Annotated in this window: 15 protein-coding genes; 12 read left to right on the plus strand and 3 right to left on the minus strand. The window is 61.3% G+C overall.

Features of this window, described 5'->3' with window-relative positions:
• Positions 1–306 precede the first annotated feature (306 nt).
• Complete coding sequence (locus AC1DMK_RS24090) at positions 307–1,668, plus strand: NAD(P)-dependent oxidoreductase (RefSeq protein ID WP_477862619.1); 1,362 nt, start codon at positions 307–309, stop codon at positions 1,666–1,668.
• A 15-nt stretch (positions 1,669–1,683) separates the two neighbouring features.
• A complete protein-coding gene (gene preA, locus AC1DMK_RS24095) occupies positions 1,684–2,997 on the plus strand; it encodes an NAD-dependent dihydropyrimidine dehydrogenase subunit PreA (protein WP_477862621.1) in 1,314 nt (437 codons plus the stop codon).
• Positions 2,998–3,112: 115 nt separating this feature from the next.
• Here the strand turns inward: preA and ftrA are convergent, their stop codons facing one another.
• Positions 3,113–4,111, minus strand: a complete 999-nt coding sequence (gene ftrA / locus AC1DMK_RS24100; protein WP_477862623.1) for a transcriptional regulator FtrA — start codon at positions 4,109–4,111, stop codon at positions 3,113–3,115.
• Between the two features lie 69 nt (positions 4,112–4,180).
• On the opposite strand from ftrA, the gene AC1DMK_RS24105 reads away from it, so the two are divergent.
• The 3 genes from AC1DMK_RS24105 to AC1DMK_RS24115 all read left to right on the plus strand — a co-directional run bounded on the left by AC1DMK_RS24105 (position 4,181) and on the right by AC1DMK_RS24115 (position 7,918).
• Entirely contained in the window at positions 4,181–4,594 is a 414-nt protein-coding gene (locus AC1DMK_RS24105) for a rhodanese-like domain-containing protein (RefSeq protein WP_477862625.1), read from the plus strand.
• Positions 4,595–4,808: 214 nt separating this feature from the next.
• Positions 4,809–5,345: a biliverdin-producing heme oxygenase gene (locus tag AC1DMK_RS24110; protein WP_477862626.1), complete on the plus strand. Its 537-nt coding sequence runs from the start codon at positions 4,809–4,811 to the stop codon at positions 5,343–5,345.
• On the plus strand, positions 5,342–7,918 hold the full coding sequence (locus AC1DMK_RS24115; RefSeq protein ID WP_477862628.1) for an HWE histidine kinase domain-containing protein: 2,577 nt from the start codon (positions 5,342–5,344) through the stop codon (positions 7,916–7,918). The genes AC1DMK_RS24110 and AC1DMK_RS24115 overlap by 4 nt, the downstream gene beginning before the upstream one ends.
• Here the strand turns inward: AC1DMK_RS24115 and AC1DMK_RS24120 are convergent.
• Positions 7,913–8,569 carry a TetR family transcriptional regulator C-terminal domain-containing protein gene (locus AC1DMK_RS24120; protein ID WP_477862630.1) on the minus strand — a complete coding sequence of 219 codons (657 nt, stop codon included), beginning with the start codon at positions 8,567–8,569 and terminating at the stop codon, positions 7,913–7,915. The genes AC1DMK_RS24115 and AC1DMK_RS24120 overlap by 6 nt on opposite strands.
• A 303-nt stretch (positions 8,570–8,872) precedes the next feature.
• Between AC1DMK_RS24120 and AC1DMK_RS24125 the strand changes: the two genes are divergently transcribed.
• Both AC1DMK_RS24125 and hydA read left to right on the plus strand, forming a co-directional pair.
• Positions 8,873–10,126 carry a Zn-dependent hydrolase gene (locus AC1DMK_RS24125; protein ID WP_037062391.1) on the plus strand — a complete coding sequence of 418 codons (1,254 nt, stop codon included), beginning with the start codon at positions 8,873–8,875 and terminating at the stop codon, positions 10,124–10,126.
• Positions 10,127–10,203: 77 nt separating this feature from the next.
• Positions 10,204–11,658: a dihydropyrimidinase gene (hydA, locus tag AC1DMK_RS24130; protein WP_477862632.1), complete on the plus strand. Its 1,455-nt coding sequence runs from the start codon at positions 10,204–10,206 to the stop codon at positions 11,656–11,658.
• Positions 11,659–11,666: 8 nt separating this feature from the next.
• Here the strand turns inward: hydA and AC1DMK_RS24135 are convergent, their stop codons facing one another.
• A complete protein-coding gene (locus AC1DMK_RS24135) occupies positions 11,667–12,080 on the minus strand; it encodes a cupin domain-containing protein (RefSeq protein ID WP_037062392.1) in 414 nt (137 codons plus the stop codon).
• 95 nt (positions 12,081–12,175) lie between these two features.
• On the opposite strand from AC1DMK_RS24135, the gene AC1DMK_RS24140 reads away from it, so the two are divergent.
• The 5 genes from AC1DMK_RS24140 (at position 12,176) to AC1DMK_RS24160 (ending at position 17,641) form a co-directional block, all read left to right on the plus strand.
• A complete protein-coding gene (locus AC1DMK_RS24140) occupies positions 12,176–12,964 on the plus strand; it encodes an ABC transporter ATP-binding protein (protein ID WP_477862635.1) in 789 nt (262 codons plus the stop codon).
• Positions 12,965–13,011: 47 nt separating this feature from the next.
• On the plus strand, positions 13,012–13,896 hold the full coding sequence (locus AC1DMK_RS24145) for an ABC transporter permease (RefSeq protein WP_037062394.1): 885 nt from the start codon (positions 13,012–13,014) through the stop codon (positions 13,894–13,896).
• Entirely contained in the window at positions 13,893–15,020 is a 1,128-nt protein-coding gene (locus AC1DMK_RS24150; protein WP_477862636.1) for an ABC transporter permease, read from the plus strand. Before AC1DMK_RS24145 ends, AC1DMK_RS24150 begins: the two co-directional genes overlap by 4 nt.
• A 55-nt stretch (positions 15,021–15,075) precedes the next feature.
• Positions 15,076–16,047: an ABC transporter substrate-binding protein gene (locus AC1DMK_RS24155; protein ID WP_037062397.1), complete on the plus strand. Its 972-nt coding sequence runs from the start codon at positions 15,076–15,078 to the stop codon at positions 16,045–16,047.
• Positions 16,048–16,450: 403 nt separating this feature from the next.
• Positions 16,451–17,641: an efflux RND transporter periplasmic adaptor subunit gene (locus AC1DMK_RS24160; protein WP_477862639.1), complete on the plus strand. Its 1,191-nt coding sequence runs from the start codon at positions 16,451–16,453 to the stop codon at positions 17,639–17,641.
• Positions 17,642–17,643: the final 2 nt, after the last annotated feature.

Here is a 17,643-nt window from a genome sequence, read left to right on the forward strand (position 1 = left end):
GCGCATTTTGGGTCGATGCGGTCACCGTTCGGATATCGCCATAACGGGCCGACACGCGTTTGGTTCCGGCAGGACGTCAAAAAGATGCGCTTTTTTGAATCTTTTTCTCCCAACGCGCGCGACACCCGCTGATCGCTGCGGCGTATTCCTGTCGATGACATTTCGACAACTAAAAAAGGCTTTTGCAACAAGAAGATAGGCTCCCCTCCATAGAAACAAAGGCCTAAAAATTTACCGTTTGATAAATTTTTCGTCCTGAGTTACGCTTCCTTCCACTGGCCGTTTACCAATAATGAGGGAACTTCAATGGAACGTCTGGAAACTGGGATACGTGCCGGCCGGCTTTCGTCTGCCGAGTACGAGGACAATTTCTCCGATCTTCATCCGCGCCTCGACAAGCACGAGGCGCTGGTCGCCGCCGACCGCTGTTATTTCTGTTACGACGCGCCATGCATGGCGGCCTGTCCCACCTCCATCGATATCCCGCTCTTCATAAGACAGATATCGACAGGAAATCAGCTCGGATCCGCCAAGACCATTTTCGACCAGAACATTCTGGGCGGCATGTGCGCGCGCGTCTGTCCCACCGAAGATCTGTGCGAGCAGGCATGCGTGCGCAACACGGCCGAAGAGCGCCCCGTGGAGATCGGCCGGCTGCAGCGCTACGCGACCGATGCCGCGATGCAGGCAGGCAGGCAGTTCTATAGCCGCGCTGCGTCGACGGCAAAAAAGATCGCAGTCGTGGGCGCTGGCCCGGCCGGCCTTGCTGCAGCACACCGCCTTGCGGTCAAGGGCCACGACGTCGTCATCTACGACGCAAGGCCGAAGTCTGGCGGCCTCAACGAATACGGAATTGCCACCTACAAGTCCGTAGACGACTTTGCACAGCAGGAAGTCGAATATGTTCTCTCGATCGGCGGCATCGAGGTAAGACACGAGCAGCTGTTGGGGCGTGACGTCTCGCTCTCCGACCTGCAGTCTGAATATGACGCCGTTTTCCTCGGTATCGGCCTTGCCGGCGTCAACGCTCTTCGGGTGGACGGCGAAAGACTACCGGGCGTCGAGGATGCCGTCGATTTCATTGCCGCCCTTCGCCAGGCAGGAAACAAGGCAAGCATTCCGGTCGGGCGCCGCGTTGTCGTTCTTGGCGGCGGCATGACAGCGATCGACGCCGCCGTACAGGCCAAGCTTCTCGGCGCCGACGAGGTGACGATCTGCTACCGCCGCGGCAAAGAGCACATGAACGCATCCGAGTTCGAACAGGATCTGGCGACGTCCAAGGGCGTCATCATCCGCCATTGGCTGGCCCCGAAATCGATCCTGTCGAAGGATGGCAAGGTGGCCGCGATCGAGGTCGAGTATACGAAGCTTTCCGATGGTCGCCTGACGACGACCGGGGAAACCGGCGTGATTGCTGCAGACCAGGTCTTCAAGGCGATCGGTCAGACGTTCGAGGCCTCGGGTCTCGGAGCGTTGCGCATGGAATCCGGCCGCATTGCCATCGATGGCGAAGGCCGCACCTCGCTGGAAGGCATCTGGGCTGGCGGTGACTGCGTCTTCGGCGGCGATGACCTCACCGTCTCGGCAGTAGCGCAAGGACGCGATGCCGCAGAATCCATCAACCGCGTGCTTGCTGCCGGTGCGCAGCAGTCCGCAGCCGTCGCGTGAAGAGGAGAATGAACAATGGCTGATCTCCGCAATAACTTCGTCGGCATAAAGTCTCCGAACCCCTTCTGGCTGGCCTCCGCGCCGCCGACCGACAAGGCCTATAACGTCGAGCGTGCCTTCAAGGCAGGCTGGGGCGGCGTCGTCTGGAAAACGCTGGGCGAAGAGGGTCCGCCTGTCGTCAACGTCAACGGACCGCGCTACGGCGCGATCTGGGGCGCCGACCGCCGTCTGCTGGGCCTGAACAATATCGAGCTGATTACCGACCGGGACCTCTACACCAACCTGCGCGAAATGAAGCAGGTGAAGATGAACTGGCCGGACCGCGCCCTCATCGCTTCCATCATGGTGCCCTGCGAGGAAAATGCCTGGAAGGCGATCCTGCCGCTGGTCGAAGAAACCGGCGCCGATGGCATCGAGCTCAACTTCGGCTGTCCCCACGGCATGTCCGAGCGCGGCATGGGCGCTGCCGTCGGACAGGTGCCGGAATACATCGAAATGGTCGTGCGCTGGTGCAAGCAATACACGCGCATGCCTGTGATCACCAAACTGACGCCCAACATCACCGACGTCCGCAAGCCGGCGCGTGCCGCCAAATCAGGCGGCACCGATGCGGTCTCGCTGATCAACACAATCAATTCGATCACCTCAGTCAACCTCGATACGTTCGCGCCTGAGCCGTCGATCGACGGTCGCGGCAGCCATGGCGGCTATTGCGGTCCGGCGGTCAAGCCGATCGCTTTGAACATGGTGGCCGAAATCGCCCGCGATCCGGAGACCTACGGGCTGCCGATTTCTGGTATCGGCGGCATCACCACGTGGCGCGACGCTGCCGAGTTCCTGGTGCTTGGCGCTGGCAACGTGCAGGTCTGCACGGCAGCTATGACCTACGGCTTCAAGATCGTTCAGGAGATGATCACCGGCCTCTCCGGCTGGATGGATGCCAAGGGCCATCGAAACCTCGACGACATCACCGGCCGCGCCGTCCCGAACGTTTCCGACTGGCAGTACCTCAACCTCAACTACATCGCCAAGGCGAAGATTGATCAGGATGCCTGCATCAAATGCGGCCGCTGCCACATTGCCTGCGAGGATACCTCACATCAGGCGATCACCCAGTTCGTCAATGGTGTCAGGCACTTCGAGGTGATGGAGGAAGAATGCGTCGGCTGCAATCTGTGCGTCAACGTCTGTCCGGTCGAGAACTGCATCACCATGGAGCAACTGCCTGCAGGCGCCCTCGATAGGCGCACCGGCAAGATCGTCGACCCCCATTACGCCAACTGGACGACCCATCCGAACAATCCGATGGCCACACAGGCCGCGGAGTAAGCCGAACGCAGGTGCCGCGGGGGACTGTTCCGCGGCTCCGCCCTCCCTCATGCCTGTGACAAGCACACGACGAGGGCACCGATAGGCGATCGACCTCCGTCTCAAGTCTCAACCATCAGCCACCCGCGAACGTCTTCCGGTAAGCCCCCGGGCTCGTGCCGAGACGCTTGCGAAAGTGATGGCGCATCGTTGCCAGCGTTCCGAAACCGCTGCAGGCTGCGATATCGTCGAGCGAGGCGGCGACCTGTTTTTCCAGAAGTTCGCGGGCGTGGCGCATCCGCTCGTTGAGCAGCCATTCGCCGACGCTGAGGCCGGTCGTCTTTTCGAAGCGGCGCTGAAATGTTCGCTGGCTCATGCCGGCTTTTGTGGCGAGCAGACTGATCGGCTGATCCTCGTCCAGACTTTCCCGCATCCAATCGATCAAGGGACCGAGCCGGATGCCTTCCCGCTCCTCAGGCACCGGCGTGCGGATGAACTGAGCCTGCCCGCCCTCGCGATGCGGCGGCAACACCAGCCGCCGGGCAACGCTGTTGGCGGCTTCCGTGCCGAAATCTCCGCGCACCACATGCAGACAGAGATCGATCCCGGCCGCGCTCCCCGCCGCCGTCAGGATGCTGCCTTCGTCCATGTAGAGCACGCCGGCATCGAGACTGACATCGGGATAGCGCTGCGCGATCGACGAAACGTATCGCCAATGCGTCGTCGCACGGCGCCCCATCAATAGCCCTGAAGCTGCAAGGACCGCGACCCCGGAGCAGAGCGACATGATGCGTGCGCCGCGTCCATGAGCGGCCCGGAGCGCACAAGCCAGGGCATCCGGCACCGGCGCGTCGATCGCACGCCAGCCGGGAACGACGATCAGATCGGCTTGGTCGAGGATATCGAGGCCGCAATCGACCGTCACCGTTAATCCACCAGCTGCCCGAAGCGGCCCAGGCTCTATGCTGCAGACCGCAAAGCGATACCAATCCGTGCCCATCTCCGGACGCGGGAGGCCGAAAACCTCGTAGGCAATGCCGAACTCGAAGGTGCAGAGCCCGTCATAGGCGAGCACAACGACCCTCGGACCGGAAAGTGAAGTAGCATTTGGCACGATCTTTACGCCAATCGTCATTATGGCCAATTTCCAATTGACCTATCATCTTGCATCCTTCACGGCAATCAAACCGGGAAAGGAAATACCATGCCAAACGCCGTCGCCGAAATCACCGCAGCCTCCCCCGAGGCAACCGCTGCCTACTACGCCCGCAAGCTCGCTTTCGAAACGGATTGCTGGGATGTCCACGCATCGATGTCCGCGGCACAAGCCGACTTCGTCCTGCTGGACGTACGCGCGCCGACGCTTTTTGCTGCGTCGCATATCCCCGGCGCGATCAACCTGCCGCACGGCAAGATGACCGCGCACCGTATGTCGCAGTGGCCAACAGAGACGCTCTTTGTCGTCTATTGCGCCGGCCCGCATTGCAACGGCACCGACAAGGCAGCCCTTCGCCTCGCCAGGCTCGGGCTCTCGGTAAAGGTGATGATCGGCGGAATGACCGGCTGGTCCGACGAAGGTTTCGCATTCCAGATCGCCGAGGCGAGCGTGGCGGCCTGACCCGATTGGCGGCGGACCGTTCGCGCCGGCAGCGATCGTCCGCCGCCTACCTTTCCGACCGCTGTCCCAGGCGCGCTTGTAAGGTACCTTCCCAATTGAATTTTCGGCCGTCAGCGCTCAAGTTTCTTGACGTCTGCAGTGGAAATGCGAACTTCCTGCCTCATATCTGAAATTCTGCCAGGAATTCGATGGACGGGATCGGAAATTCAACAGCATGCCTTTTCGCAGCGCGCTTCGCGCCCACACCAGCGATTGCCACGCAGCGGTAGACGATATCTTTGGTCGCTTCGATCTGGCAGATCCGATTGCGTATCGCGCCTTTCTTTCAGCACACGCCAGAATAATTCCGGCCGTAGAGGTTGGCCTCGAAGAGGCGGGCATAGGTTCGCTATTGCTGGACTGGCCGGCCCGCAGACGCCGCCATCTGCTTGTTGCCGATCTGGCAGACCTTGGTGCCCAAACGCCCCCACTGTTGCCGGTGCCGCCATTTGAAGGTCACGCGGCACTATGGGGTGCAGCCTATGTTCTCGAGGGTTCAAAGTTGGGGGGCGCCATGCTGGCGAAAAGAGTGCCTGCATCGTTGCCGTCCCGCTATCTGGCGCCGCTTGGCCCGAAGGGAGGCGCCAGGAGCTTCATGGATGCCCTGGACGTCGCAGTCACGGACGAGGCCCGGGCGATCGAAGCTGCCCGGACAGTTTTCGCGCTCTTCCGCAACGCAGCCGAGCTTCAGCTGGAGCTTGCCGTCTCGTGACCGACAAGATTGACAGGGTCGATCTGACCAACTGTGATCGCGAACCGATCCACAGGCTGGGATCCATTCAACCCTTTGGTTTCCTGCTGGTCGTCTCATCGGACTGGCTGGTGGCGCGCGCCTCCGCGAACCTTGAGCAGTTCGTTGGCGTGTCCCATGAGGCGATCACCGGCCAGCCGGTGTCGCAGATTATCCATTCAAAGACCATCCATGCACTCCGCAATCGTCTGAGCATCATGCAGGGTCCTGATATGGTCGAGCGGCTGTTCGGCGTGACCTTGTCCGAAGGCGGCCCGCTTTTCGACATTGCGCTTCATATGAGCGACGAGCAGGTCGTCATCGAGGCCGAACCTTCACAGGAGGGGAGCCAGGGCGGTTCTTCCGCGTCCATCCGAAGCATGACGGCGAGGCTAGATCAGGCAGGCACGCTGGAAGCTTTCTTCCGGGAGGGGGCAAGGCAGGCGCGTGCGCTGACAGGCTTCGACCGGGTGATGGTCTATCGGTTTGACGAAAGCGGCGCCGGCGAAGTCGTGGCCGAAGCGGCACGCTCCGGTATCGGTTCGTTCCTGGGCCTCCACTATCCGGCCTCTGATATCCCGGTCCAGGCGCGCGCGCTTTATACGCGCAATCTTTTCCGCATCATTGCCGACGTCGGTGCCGTCAATGTGTCGGTATTGCCCGAGCTGGATGCACATGGTCGCCCGCTCGACCTGTCGATATCGATGCTTCGGTCGGTATCGCCGATCCACATCGAATACCTGAAGAACATGGGAGTTGGCGCATCGCTTTCCATCTCGATTGTCGTCGACGGGAGGCTATGGGGTCTGTTTGCCTGCCACCACTATTCGGCGCGTCTCCCCTCGTTCGAACGCCGCACCGTCTCGGAGCTGTTCGGCCAGATGTTCGCCTCCCGCCTGGAAAGCCGCGAGCGACGGCTGACGCTGGAATTCGAAACGAAGGCCCGGCAGATCGCCGATCGGCTTCTGACATCGGTCGCGGACAATGCCAGCCTTCTGGACGATCCCTCCTGGCTGATTGAAGCGCTTGCCGATGCGATTCCCGCGGATGGAATAGGGGTCTGGATCGACGGCCGCTGCGCCCTGAGCGGCCTTGCGCCAACGCAGGGGCAATTTTCAGAACTCGTCCGGATCTTGAACCGGAATGCAGCCGGCCGCGTCTTTGCGACGGACAATATATCGCAATCCTCCCCGGGTGTGATGCCGAACGGTGTCGTGGCCGGCCTCATCGCAATTCCCATATCCCGATCGCCGCGCGACTACGTGGTCCTGTTCCGGCAGGAAATCGTCCGCAGCGTCCGCTGGGCGGGTGATCCACACAAGCCCGTGGAATACGGGCCGAACGGCCCGCGCCTGACGCCGCGCAAGAGCTTCGAGACCTGGTCGGAACTGGTCCGGGATCACTCGCACCCGTTCTCCACGGCCGAGCTCCGCGTCGCCGAAACGATCCGCGTGACGCTGATCGAAGTGGTGTTGCGCTTGACCGACAAGGCGAATGCCGTGCGCCAGCAGGCGAACGAGCGGCAGCAGCTTCTGATCGCCGAACTGAACCACCGCGTCCGCAACATTCTGAGCTTGATCAGCGGGCTGATCCGCCAGTCGCGCGGCACGACGGACAGTGCGTCCGATTTCATCGGTCATCTCGAGGGTCGCGTTCAGGCCCTTGCGCGAGCCCACGACCAGATTACGCGTGATCACTGGGCGCCCGCGCCGCTCCGCGCTCTGCTTCAGGCCGAAGTCGCAGCCTATTTCGGCAAGAACCCGGCACGCATTGCCATCTCCGGCCCCGAAGTGCTGCTCGCACCGCAGGCATTCTCGATCGCCGCGCTGGTTTTTCACGAACTCGTCACCAATAGCGCAAAGTACGGTAGCCTCGGCGATGACGGCGGCGGCGTCACGCTCGCCTGGCGGAAAGATGAGGATGGAAATCTTGTCATCGACTGGCAGGAAAGCGGCGGACCGCCGGTTGCGCAGCCGATGCGGCAGGGGTTCGGCACAACGATCATCCGCCGATCGATCCCCTACGAGCTTGGCGGCGAGACAGAGGTTCACTACGAACCGGAAGGCTTGCGGGCGCATTTCTGCATCCCCGCGAAATTTTCGACCTTTGTCGAGGGCGCGGTTTCCATGATTTCCGAGCGATCCCGACCATCGGATGACCATGCCCTCGAACCTGTCGAAGAAAAGCCGTTGACCGGCCTCGACCTCCTTTTGCTCGAAGACAATCTGATCATTGCGATGGATGGCGAAGACATCTTTCTTCAGCTGGGCGCACGCCGCGTCACGCTGGCCCCCAATGTAGCGCAGGCGCTGGAGGCGATCGACAGTCACCACTTCGATCTCGCTGTGCTTGATGTCCATCCGGGCGAGGAGACAAGCCTCTCCGTCGCCGAAAGGCTGGTGGCAGAGAAAATACCCGTGATTGTCGCGACCGGCTACGGCGAAGGCGTCTCGCAAGCGTATGGCGCTTTCGCCGTCAACGTGCTGCAGAAGCCCTATACGATCGAAAGCGTCGCAAGCGCTCTTGGCCGACTGCCGCCGATCGTCAAATCATGAGGTCGGCTGAGCAGGCCGGATGGTCAGCCCGTCGATGAAAAGCTGTTCGAGAAAGCGGGCCGCATCCTCGAAGCGGCCCTCGCCGGCTTGCCCCTGGCCGAGGACGGCGCGCACCTGGACATCGAAATCCGCATAATGCTGCGTCGTCGACCAGATCGAGAAGATCAGGTGGTAGGGATCACATTTTGCGATCTTCCCGGCTCTGGCCCATACCCGGATGACCTCGGCCTTCTCGTCCACAAGATCCTTGAGCGGCCCTTTGAGTTCGTCTTCGATATGCGGTGCTCCCTGCAGCACTTCGTTGGCGAAGAGCCGGCTTTCGCGCGGAAAGTCGCGCGCCATCTCCAGCTTGCGCCTGATATAGCTGCGGATTTCGCTCTCCGGATTGCCCTCGGCATCGAAGGCGCGCAGCGGCTCGAGCCAGGTGAACAGCACACGGTCGATCAACGCCCGGTGCATCGCCTCCTTGGTACGGAAATAATAGAGCAGATTGGGCTTCGACATGCCCGCCACTTCGGCGATCTGGTCGATCGTCGAGCCGCGAAAACCGCTGACCGAAAACACATCGAGCGCGGCTTCCAGGATCTGCTCTTCCTTCTCTTCCTGAATGCGCGTGCGCCGTTGCGTCCTCGCTGCTCTCGGAATTGCCATATCGCCCTTGTTTTCCCTTCAACTTCAACGGCTTCGCTTAATCGAGAGCATATTCGACGGATTGCTTGAAAAATAAGCATTTGCTCGCAATTTTGTCTGTATTTTTCCTGATTTTCGTCTTGAGCCCGGCGATGGAAGTTGTAATGTTTACCAATCGGTCAAATTATCTGTCAGATGCAAAGCAAAGGCAACTGGCGATTTTCCGGCGCTGAACAAAACAAACAAGAGCGCCAGAAATTGACTGCGGGAACGAGCGGGCATGCGCCTTGCATGACTGCGAAAAAACAGGTGAGGAATACGGATATGGTGGCAGCACCAGGCGAGAACATGCGCGTCAATGGGGACCGTCTCTGGGACAGTCTCATGGACATGGCAAAGGTCGGCCCCGGCATATCGGGCGGCAACAACCGCCAGACCTTGACTGATGCCGATGCGCAAGGGCGCAGCCTTTTCAGGACCTGGTGCGAAGCCGCAGGCATGACGATGGGCGTCGACAAGATCGGCACGATGTTCGCCACCCGCCCCGGCACCGATCCGGACGCCCTGCCCGTCTACGTCGGCTCGCATCTCGACACGCAGCCGACCGGCGGCAAGTACGATGGCGTGCTAGGCGTTCTCGGCGCGCTCGAAATCGTGCGGACGATGAACGACCTCGGCATCAAGACCAAGCATCCCATCGTCGTCACCAACTGGACCAACGAGGAAGGCGCACGCTTTGCGCCCGCCATGCTCGCCTCCGGCGTCTTCGCCGGTGTTCACTCGCTGGAATACGCCTATGACCGCAAGGATCCTGAGGGCAAGACCTTCGGCGAAGAGTTGAAGCGCATCGGCTGGGTCGGGGACGAAGAGGTCGGCGCACGCAAGATGCACGCCTACTTCGAGTATCATATCGAACAGGGCCCGATCCTTGAGGCCGAGGAAAAGCAGATTGGCGTCGTCACCCACTGTCAGGGCTTGTGGTGGCTCGAATTCACGCTGACCGGCAGGGAAGCCCATACCGGTTCAACGCCCATGAACCTGCGCGTCAATGCCGGCCTGGCAATGTCGCGTATCATCGAAATGGTTCAGGGCGTCGCCATGGAAAACCAGCCCGGCGCCGTCGGCGGCGTTGGCCAGGTATTCTTTTCGCCCAATTCTCGCAATGTGCTTCCGGGCAAGGTCGTCTTCACCGTCGACATCCGCTCGCCCGACAAGGCCAAGCTCGACCGCATGCGCGCGAAGATCGAGGCCGAGGCGCCAAAGATTACGGACGCGCTCGGCGTTGGCTGTTCGATCGAACCAATCGGCCACTTCGAGCCGGTGACCTTCGATCCGAAACTGGTCACCGCCGTTCGCAACGCTGCCGAGCGGCTTGGCTACAGCCACATGAACATTATCTCAGGCGCCGGCCACGACGCCTGCTGGGCGGCGAAGGTCGCACCCGCGACGATGGTCATGTGCCCCTGCGTCGGCGGTCTTTCGCACAACGAGGCGGAAGAGATCTCCAAGGAATGGGCCACGGCCGGCGCCGATGTCCTTTTCCACGCCGTCGTCGAGACAGCCGAAATCGTTGCATGACGGAAGGCGGGATCACTCCCGCCTTCTTTATTCCTGGCGGACGCAGAGCCGCGGCAAGCAAACTCAAGGGAACGATCATGAGCACAGTCATTAAGGGCGGAACAGTCGTCACCGCGGACCTGACCTACAAGGCGGACTTGAAGATTGAGGGGGGCAGGATCGTCGAGATCGGCCCGAACCTTTCCGGAAACGAGACGCTGGATGCATCGGGCTGTTACATCATGCCGGGCGGCATCGATCCTCACACCCATCTCGAAATGCCCTTCATGGGCACCTATTCTTCGGACGACTTCGAAAGCGGCACGCGCGCCGCGCTTGCCGGCGGCACGACGATGGTGGTCGACTTCGCGCTCCCCTCGCCCGGGCAGTCGCTGCTGGAAGCGCTGACCATGTGGGACAACAAGTCGACCCGCGCCAATTGCGACTATTCCTTCCACATGGCGATTACCTGGTGGAGCGAGCAGGTCTTCAACGAGATGAAAACCGTCGTTGAGGAGAAGGGCATCAACACCTTCAAGCACTTCATGGCCTACAAGGGCGCGCTGATGGTGAACGACGACGAGATGTTCGCCTCCTTCCAGCGCTGCGCCGAGCTCGGCGCCCTGCCCCTGGTCCACGCCGAAAACGGCGACGTCGTTGCCTCGCTGTCTGCCAAACTTCTGGCCGAAGGCAACAACGGGCCGGAAGCTCACGCCTATTCCCGCCCGGCCGAGGTCGAAGGCGAGGCCACCAACCGCGCCATCATGATCGCCGACATGGCCGGCTGCCCGGTCTATATCGTCCACACCTCCTGCGAACAGGCCCATGAAGCGATCCGCCGCGCCCGCCAGAAAGGCATCCGCGCCTATGGCGAGCCGCTGATCCAGCACCTGACGCTCGATGAGACCGAATACTTCGACAAGGATTGGGACCATGCCGCCCGCCGCGTCATGTCGCCGCCATTCCGCAACAAGCAGCATCAGGACTCGCTTTGGGCAGGCCTTGCCTCCGGCTCGCTGCAGGTCGTCGCCACCGACCACTGCGCCTTTACAACAGACCAGAAACGCTATGGCATCGGCGACTTCACCAAGATCCCGAACGGCACCGGCGGGCTCCAGGACCGCATGCCGATGCTCTGGACCCATGGCGTCAACACCGGCCGCCTGACGATGAACGAGTTCGTCGCCGTCACCTCAACCAATATCGCCAAGATCCTCAACATCTATCCCCGCAAGGGTGCGATCCTGGTCGGTGCCGATGCGGACCTCGTCGTCTGGGATCCGAAGCGTTCGAAGACCATTTCAGCCCAAACCCAGCAGTCGGCGATCGATTACAACGTCTTCGAGGGCAAGCAAGTCACCGGCCTGCCGCGCTACACGCTGACGCGCGGGGTGGTCGCCATCGAAGAGGATACGATAAAGACCCGCGAGGGCCACGGCGAGTTCGTCAGGCGCGAGCCGGTCACGGCCGTAAGCAAGGCGCTGTCGACCTGGAAGGAGATCACCGCGCCGCGCAAGGTCGAGCGATCCGGCATTCCGGCAAGCGGGGTCTGATCGTGGCTTCAGCCTTGCACCAGCGCGTCCAGTTCCGGCAGCAGCACGACGCTCTCCTGCTCGTTCGGGTCGGTGCGGGCGATGATCGCCGTGCAGGGCGTGCTGCTGAGGTTCGCCGGCTGATGCGGCACACCGGCCGGAATGTAAAACAGCTCGCCGGCGTGAACGATCACGTGATGCTCCAGCTTGTCGCCGTACCAGGTGTGTGCCTCGCCAGAGAGCATGTAGATCGCCGTTTCGTGCGCCTCGTGCAGATGCGCCTTGGCGCGCACGCCGGGCGGGATCGTCAGGAGGTGCATGCAGATGCCCTTGGCGCCCACCGTCTCGGCGGCGATGCCTCGGAAGTAACTCAGCCCCTGCTTGCCGTCATAGGCATGGCTCGGGCGGACAACATGACAGGTAGGCTTTAATGTTGCGTCCATCCTCATCCTCCATGGAGCTTGCCGGTTCATTGAAAACCGGTACTCATACTATCACGCAAACCGCCTCGGCGCGGGGAAAACAGGGTCCATCAGCATTGACGCAAGCTGCCTCCGTCGTATCCGCCAAGGATCTCTGTCTCACCTACCAGGCCAACGATGCTCCGGTGCATGCGCTGAGCAACGTCAACCTCGATGTGCGCAAGGGCGACTTCGTCTCCTTCATCGGCCCCTCCGGCTGCGGCAAGACGACGTTTCTGCGTGTCATCGCCGATCTTGAGAAGAAGACCTCGGGTGACATCACGGTCAACGGCATGACACCGGAGCAAGCCCGCAAGGCACGCGCATACGGCTATGTCTTCCAGGCGCCCGCGCTCTATCCCTGGCGGACCATCGAAAAAAACATCGCCCTGCCGCTGGAAATCATGAGCTACCCCTCCGCCGACAGGAAAAAGCGGATCGCCGAGGCGCTCGAGCTGGTGAACCTCTCCGGCTTCGAAAAGAAATTCCCCTGGCAGCTCTCAGGCGGCATGCAGCAACGCGCCTCGATCGCCCGCGCTTTGGCATTCGACGCCGACCTGCTTTTGATGGACGAGCCCTTCGGCGCACTGGACGAGATCGTCCGCGACCACCTCAACGAAGAACTTCTCAAGCTTTGGGCGCGCACCAACAAGACGATCTGCTTCGTCACCCACTCTATCCCGGAAGCCGTCTACCTCTCGACCAAGATCGTCGTCATGTCGCCACGCCCGGGCCGCGTCACCGATATCATCGACTCCACGCTTCCGAAGGAACGCCCCTTGGGCATCCGCGAGACGCCCGAATTCCTCGAGATCGCCCACCGCGTCCGCGAGGGTCTGAGAGCGGGGCACAGCTATGAGCATTAGGCTCGCCGGCATTTCCTTCTCCCCAGCGGGGGAAGAGGAGCAAGCACATGAAACCTGACACGCTCAAGGACAAGTTCGTCCCCGTCGTCTCGATCCTCTGCGTTCTGGTCGTCATCTGGTACATCGCCGCCATGCTGATGAACGCGCCCTTCCAGCGCGACATGAACATCCGCGGCAACCTGACGCCCGGCACCGTAGAGTTCATCCAACAGACCCTCTCCCAGCCCAAGCCGCTGCTGCCCGCCCCGCACCAGGTGGCGCAGAACGTGTTCGAGAACACCTTCCTGCGCAAGCTCTCCAGCAACCGCAGCCTCGTCTATCACAGCGGCGTCACCCTCTCCTCCACGGTCCTCGGTTTCAGCTTCGGCACCCTGCTCGGCATCCTGATTGCCGTTGGCATCGTTCATATCAAGGCGCTCGACCGCAGCCTCATGCCGTGGATCATCACTTCGCAGACCATACCGATCCTGGCGATCGCCCCGATGGTGATCGTGGTCCTCGGCGCGATCAACATTACGGGCCTCATACCGAAGGCTCTGATCTCCACCTATCTGTCCTTCTTCCCGGTGACAGTCGGCATGGTGAAGGGCCTCCGTTCGCCCGAGGTCATGTTCCTGGATCTGATGCGCACCTACAACGCATCCGCCGCGCAGACCTTCTGGAAGCTGCGCGTGCCGGCCTCCGTTCCCTACCTCTTCACGTCGATGAAGGTTGCGATCGCCGCAAGCCTCGTCGGTGCCATCGTCGGCGAACTGCCGACCGGCGCAGTCGCCGGGATCGGCTCCAAGCTCCTGGCCGGCTCCTACTACAGCCAGACCATTGACATTTGGGCCGCCCTCGTCGCCGGCTCGGTTCTTGCGGCGCTCCTGATTGCGGTCGTCGGGCTGGTGGCCAAGATCGTCGACAAGTCGATGGGCGGGAGACCGGCATGAAGCACTTGGCTTTTTCCTGGCAGGGAGCGCTCGCGCTACTCCTCACCGTATTGGCACTGGTGACGTTGCCGATCCTTCGCGCCGGTGCACCGCAACCCGTCTCGCAGACGACGGTGGCATTGACCATCGCCTTGATCGTGGCCACAGCGCTCGTCTCGTTCGCCCCGCTCCCGAGGCTCCATGTGACCGCGGCCCTGTTCGTCGGCGCCCATTGGGCCGCTTGGCTGCTGCTGTCGGGCATCACCGGCAACGAGGGGCTTGCGACGAAGTCATTCTTCCTCCTGATGGCCGCCTGCTGGTTGCTGGCCTGGCGCTGCGTCACGGAGCTTTCGGAGATGAAACCCGCATCGGGCTCCCAACGGTCGCTCCTCCGGCTCCTGATTCCCGCCATCTTCGGAGCATGGATCCTGATCATCTGGGAATCGCTCACCCGCGGCGCCGGCATTCCCTTCGTCCTGTTGCCGCCGCCCAGTGCCATCGGCGCGCGCATTGTCGGATCGCTGCCGACGCTCGGCGAGGACGTCAGGCAGACGATCTTCAAGGCCGTGCTCGCCGGCTACGTCATCGGCTGCGCCAGCGGTTTCGTCGTCGCGATCCTCGCCGACCGCGTCGCCTTCCTGCGCCGTGGCCTGCTTCCGATCGGCAACATGGTTTCCGCGCTGCCGATGATCGGCGTCGCACCGATCATGGTCATGTGGTTCGGCTTCGACTGGCAGTCGAAGGCGGCGGTCGTTGTCATCATGACGTTCTTCCCGATGCTGGTGAACACCGTCGCCGGCCTCGCGGCATCCGGTCCGATGGAGCGTGACCTGATGCAGACCTACGCCTCCAACTATTGGCAGATCCTGCTGAAGCTCAGGCTCCCCGCAGCCATGCCTTTCATTTTCAATGCATTGAAGATCAACTCGACGCTGGCGCTGATCGGTGCCATCGTCGCGGAGTTCTTTGGTACGCCGATCGTCGGCATGGGCTTCCGTATTTCCACCGAGATCGGGCGCATGAATGTCGACATGGTCTGGGCGGAAATCGCCGTTGCGGCGCTTGCCGGCTCGATCTTTTATGGCGTCGTCGCCCTTGCAGAACGGGCGGTGACTTTCTGGCATCCGTCTATCCGTGGTGGCTAGGCGTCGCTTTATTCCCGCAAAAGGGATTGGGCATAACTTCAGAGGGAACAAGAAAATGAAAAAACTGATTGTGGCAATGATGGCGAGCGCGATGTCGCTTGCCGCAGCCAATGCGATGGCTGCAGAGAAGGTGACGCTGCAGCTGAAATGGGTCACCCAGTCGCAGTTCGCCGGCTACTACGTCGCCAAGGACAAGGGCTACTACAAGGAAGAGGGCCTCGACGTCGACATCAAGCCGGGCGGTCCCGATATCGCACCGGAGCAGGTAATTGCCGGCGGCGGCGCCGACGTGATCGTCGACTGGATGGGTGGTGCGCTGGTGGCGCGCGAAAAGGGCGTCCCGCTCGTCAACATCGCCCAGCCCTATCAGAAGTCCGGCATGGAGCTGATCTGCCGCAAGGACGGCCCGGTCAAGACCGAAGCCGATTTCAAGGGCCACACGCTCGGCGTCTGGTTCTTCGGCAACGAATATCCGTTCTTCGCCTGGATGAACAAGCTCGGCCTCAAGACCGAAGGCGGCGCTGATGGCGTGACGGTGCTGAAGCAGAGCTTCGACGTGCAGCCGCTCCTGCAAAAGCAGGCCGACTGCATCTCCGTCATGACCTACAATGAATACTGGCAGGCGATCGATGCCGGCTTCAAGCCGGAAGAGCTGACGGTCTTCAACTACACCGCCATGGGCAACGATCTTCTCGAAGACGGCCTCTATGCCTCGGGAGACAAGCTCAAGGACCCTGCCTTCAAGGAAAAAATGGCCAAGTTCGTCAAGGCTTCGATGAAGGGCTGGAAGTACGCTGTCGAGAACCCCGACGAAGCGGCCGGGATCGTCGTCGATGCCGGCGGCCAGGACGAAAACCATCAAAAGCGCATGATGGGCGAAGTCGCCAAGCTGATCGGCGACGGCACCGGCAAGCTCGACACGACGCTCTATGATCGTACGGCCAAGGCCCTCCTCGATCAGAAGATCATCAGCAAGGAGCCTACCGGCGCCTGGACGCACGACATCACGGACGCAGCCGCCAAGTAGTCTGCATTCGACACAAAAAGAACGCGCGGAGCTGATCCGCGCGTTTTTCTTTGGCAAACGAGAGAAATTACCAGGCCGGTGTCGCATCGCCACTGGTTCGGACGTCATTATGACATATGAAAGTGATCAACTATCGTAATGCTTGCATAACCCGCCGGTGATTGATTTGCCTTCCGATGGTAATTAGTATGAATCTCATGAGGAATTATTTTCTGCCGGACTTGCGCGATGGACAAAACGATACCACGTACAATCCGATTTTGCCGGACGTGGGACCTCTCAAGTAAGAGACGGCGGAAGAYGCGGGAATAACTCTGAGAATAAAAATACGGAAACAGGCCTTTCGCGAGCTTATGATAACGCGCGAGTTTGGCTGACCTTGTCAAGGACTGGACGAAGACGCATGGCACGCACGCCACTCAACATTCTACGCGCCTCTACTGTTTTCCTGGCTGCCCTGGCGGCTTCGACGGTATTTGCCCAGGAGGCACCGGTCGCCAAACCGCAGCAGAACCTGCCCGCTATCGTGGTAACCAAAGCATCCAACCGCACGCTGGTGGACCGCGTCATCGCGACCGGAACGGTAAAGCCGGTCGAGGAGATTTACATCCAGCCTCAAGTCGAGGGCCTGTCGATTCGCGCGCTGAACGCCGATGTCGGCGACCGGGTCCGCTCAGGCAGCGCGCTGGCTACGCTCAACGACGACGCCCTTCTGCTGCAGAAGAGCCAGCTGCTGGCCACGAAGGCCAAGAACGAGGCAAGCCTGGCGCAGCTGCGCTCTCAGTTGATCGAAGCGCAGGCCAATGCCGAACAGGCACGCCAGCAGCAGGCCCGCGCCCAGGAGATGGGCAAGAAGGGCACCGTTTCCACCGCGACGGTCGAGCAGGCAGATGCAGCCGCAGCATCCGCAAACGCGCGCGTATCCTCCGCCGAACAGGCGATCCAGGTCGCAATTGCCGATATCAAGGTTACCGACAGCCAGATCGCCGACGCTGATCTCAAGCTTGCCCGCACGGATGTCAAAACGCCTGTCGACGGCACGGTTTCTGCCAAGAACGCCAAGGTTGGCGCCATTGCGTCAGGCACTGGCGAACCACTCTTCACCATCATCCGCGATGACAAGATCGAGCTCGTTGCAGAGGTCGGCGAGACCGACATCGTCAAGATCGAGCCCGGCCAGAAGGCGACGCTGTCGCTTTCTGGAAGCCGGGAGAAGCTATCAGGCTCAGTTCGCCTCGTTTCGCCGACCGTCGACCCGCTGACGCGCCTTGGTCTGGTTCACATCCTGATCGACGACAGCAGCAAGGCGCGCTCTGGCATGTACGGCAGCGCCGAGATCATCGTGCGCACGGCTGAGAACGTAGCACTGCCGCTCTCGGCTGTGCTGACCGGCAATGACGGCTCCTCGGCCCGCAAGGTCGAAGACAATGTCGTGAGATTCGTCAAGGTCGAGACGGGCATCCAGGATGGCGCCTATGTCGAGATCACCAAAGGGCTGAAGACTGGCGAGGAAGTCGTTGCCAAGGCGGGCGCCTATGTCCGCGACGGCGACCGCATCACGCCGGTTCGTGAACAGCCCCCGGCTTCCAACTAAGA

Source organism: Rhizobium sp. 05L419 (genome assembly GCF_056397845.1).

Excerpts from the sequence above, each read along its gene's own strand:
- AC1DMK_RS24090 (WP_477862619.1), top strand. The coding sequence starts at position 307 with ATGGAACGTCTGGAAACTGGGATACGTGCCGGCCGGCTTTCGTCTGCC.
- preA (WP_477862621.1), top strand. The coding sequence starts at position 1,684 with ATGGCTGATCTCCGCAATAACTTCGTCGGCATAAAGTCTCCGAACCCC.
- ftrA (WP_477862623.1), bottom strand. The coding sequence starts at position 4,111 with ATGACGATTGGCGTAAAGATCGTGCCAAATGCTACTTCACTTTCCGGT.
- AC1DMK_RS24105 (WP_477862625.1), top strand. The coding sequence starts at position 4,181 with ATGCCAAACGCCGTCGCCGAAATCACCGCAGCCTCCCCCGAGGCAACC.
- AC1DMK_RS24110 (WP_477862626.1), top strand. The coding sequence starts at position 4,809 with ATGCCTTTTCGCAGCGCGCTTCGCGCCCACACCAGCGATTGCCACGCA.
- AC1DMK_RS24120 (WP_477862630.1), bottom strand. The coding sequence starts at position 8,569 with ATGGCAATTCCGAGAGCAGCGAGGACGCAACGGCGCACGCGCATTCAG.
- AC1DMK_RS24125 (WP_037062391.1), top strand. The coding sequence starts at position 8,873 with ATGGTGGCAGCACCAGGCGAGAACATGCGCGTCAATGGGGACCGTCTC.
- hydA (WP_477862632.1), top strand. The coding sequence starts at position 10,204 with ATGAGCACAGTCATTAAGGGCGGAACAGTCGTCACCGCGGACCTGACC.
- AC1DMK_RS24135 (WP_037062392.1), bottom strand. The coding sequence starts at position 12,080 with ATGGACGCAACATTAAAGCCTACCTGTCATGTTGTCCGCCCGAGCCAT.
- AC1DMK_RS24145 (WP_037062394.1), top strand. The coding sequence starts at position 13,012 with ATGAAACCTGACACGCTCAAGGACAAGTTCGTCCCCGTCGTCTCGATC.
- AC1DMK_RS24150 (WP_477862636.1), top strand. The coding sequence starts at position 13,893 with ATGAAGCACTTGGCTTTTTCCTGGCAGGGAGCGCTCGCGCTACTCCTC.
- AC1DMK_RS24155 (WP_037062397.1), top strand. The coding sequence starts at position 15,076 with ATGAAAAAACTGATTGTGGCAATGATGGCGAGCGCGATGTCGCTTGCC.
- AC1DMK_RS24160 (WP_477862639.1), top strand. The coding sequence starts at position 16,451 with ATGGCACGCACGCCACTCAACATTCTACGCGCCTCTACTGTTTTCCTG.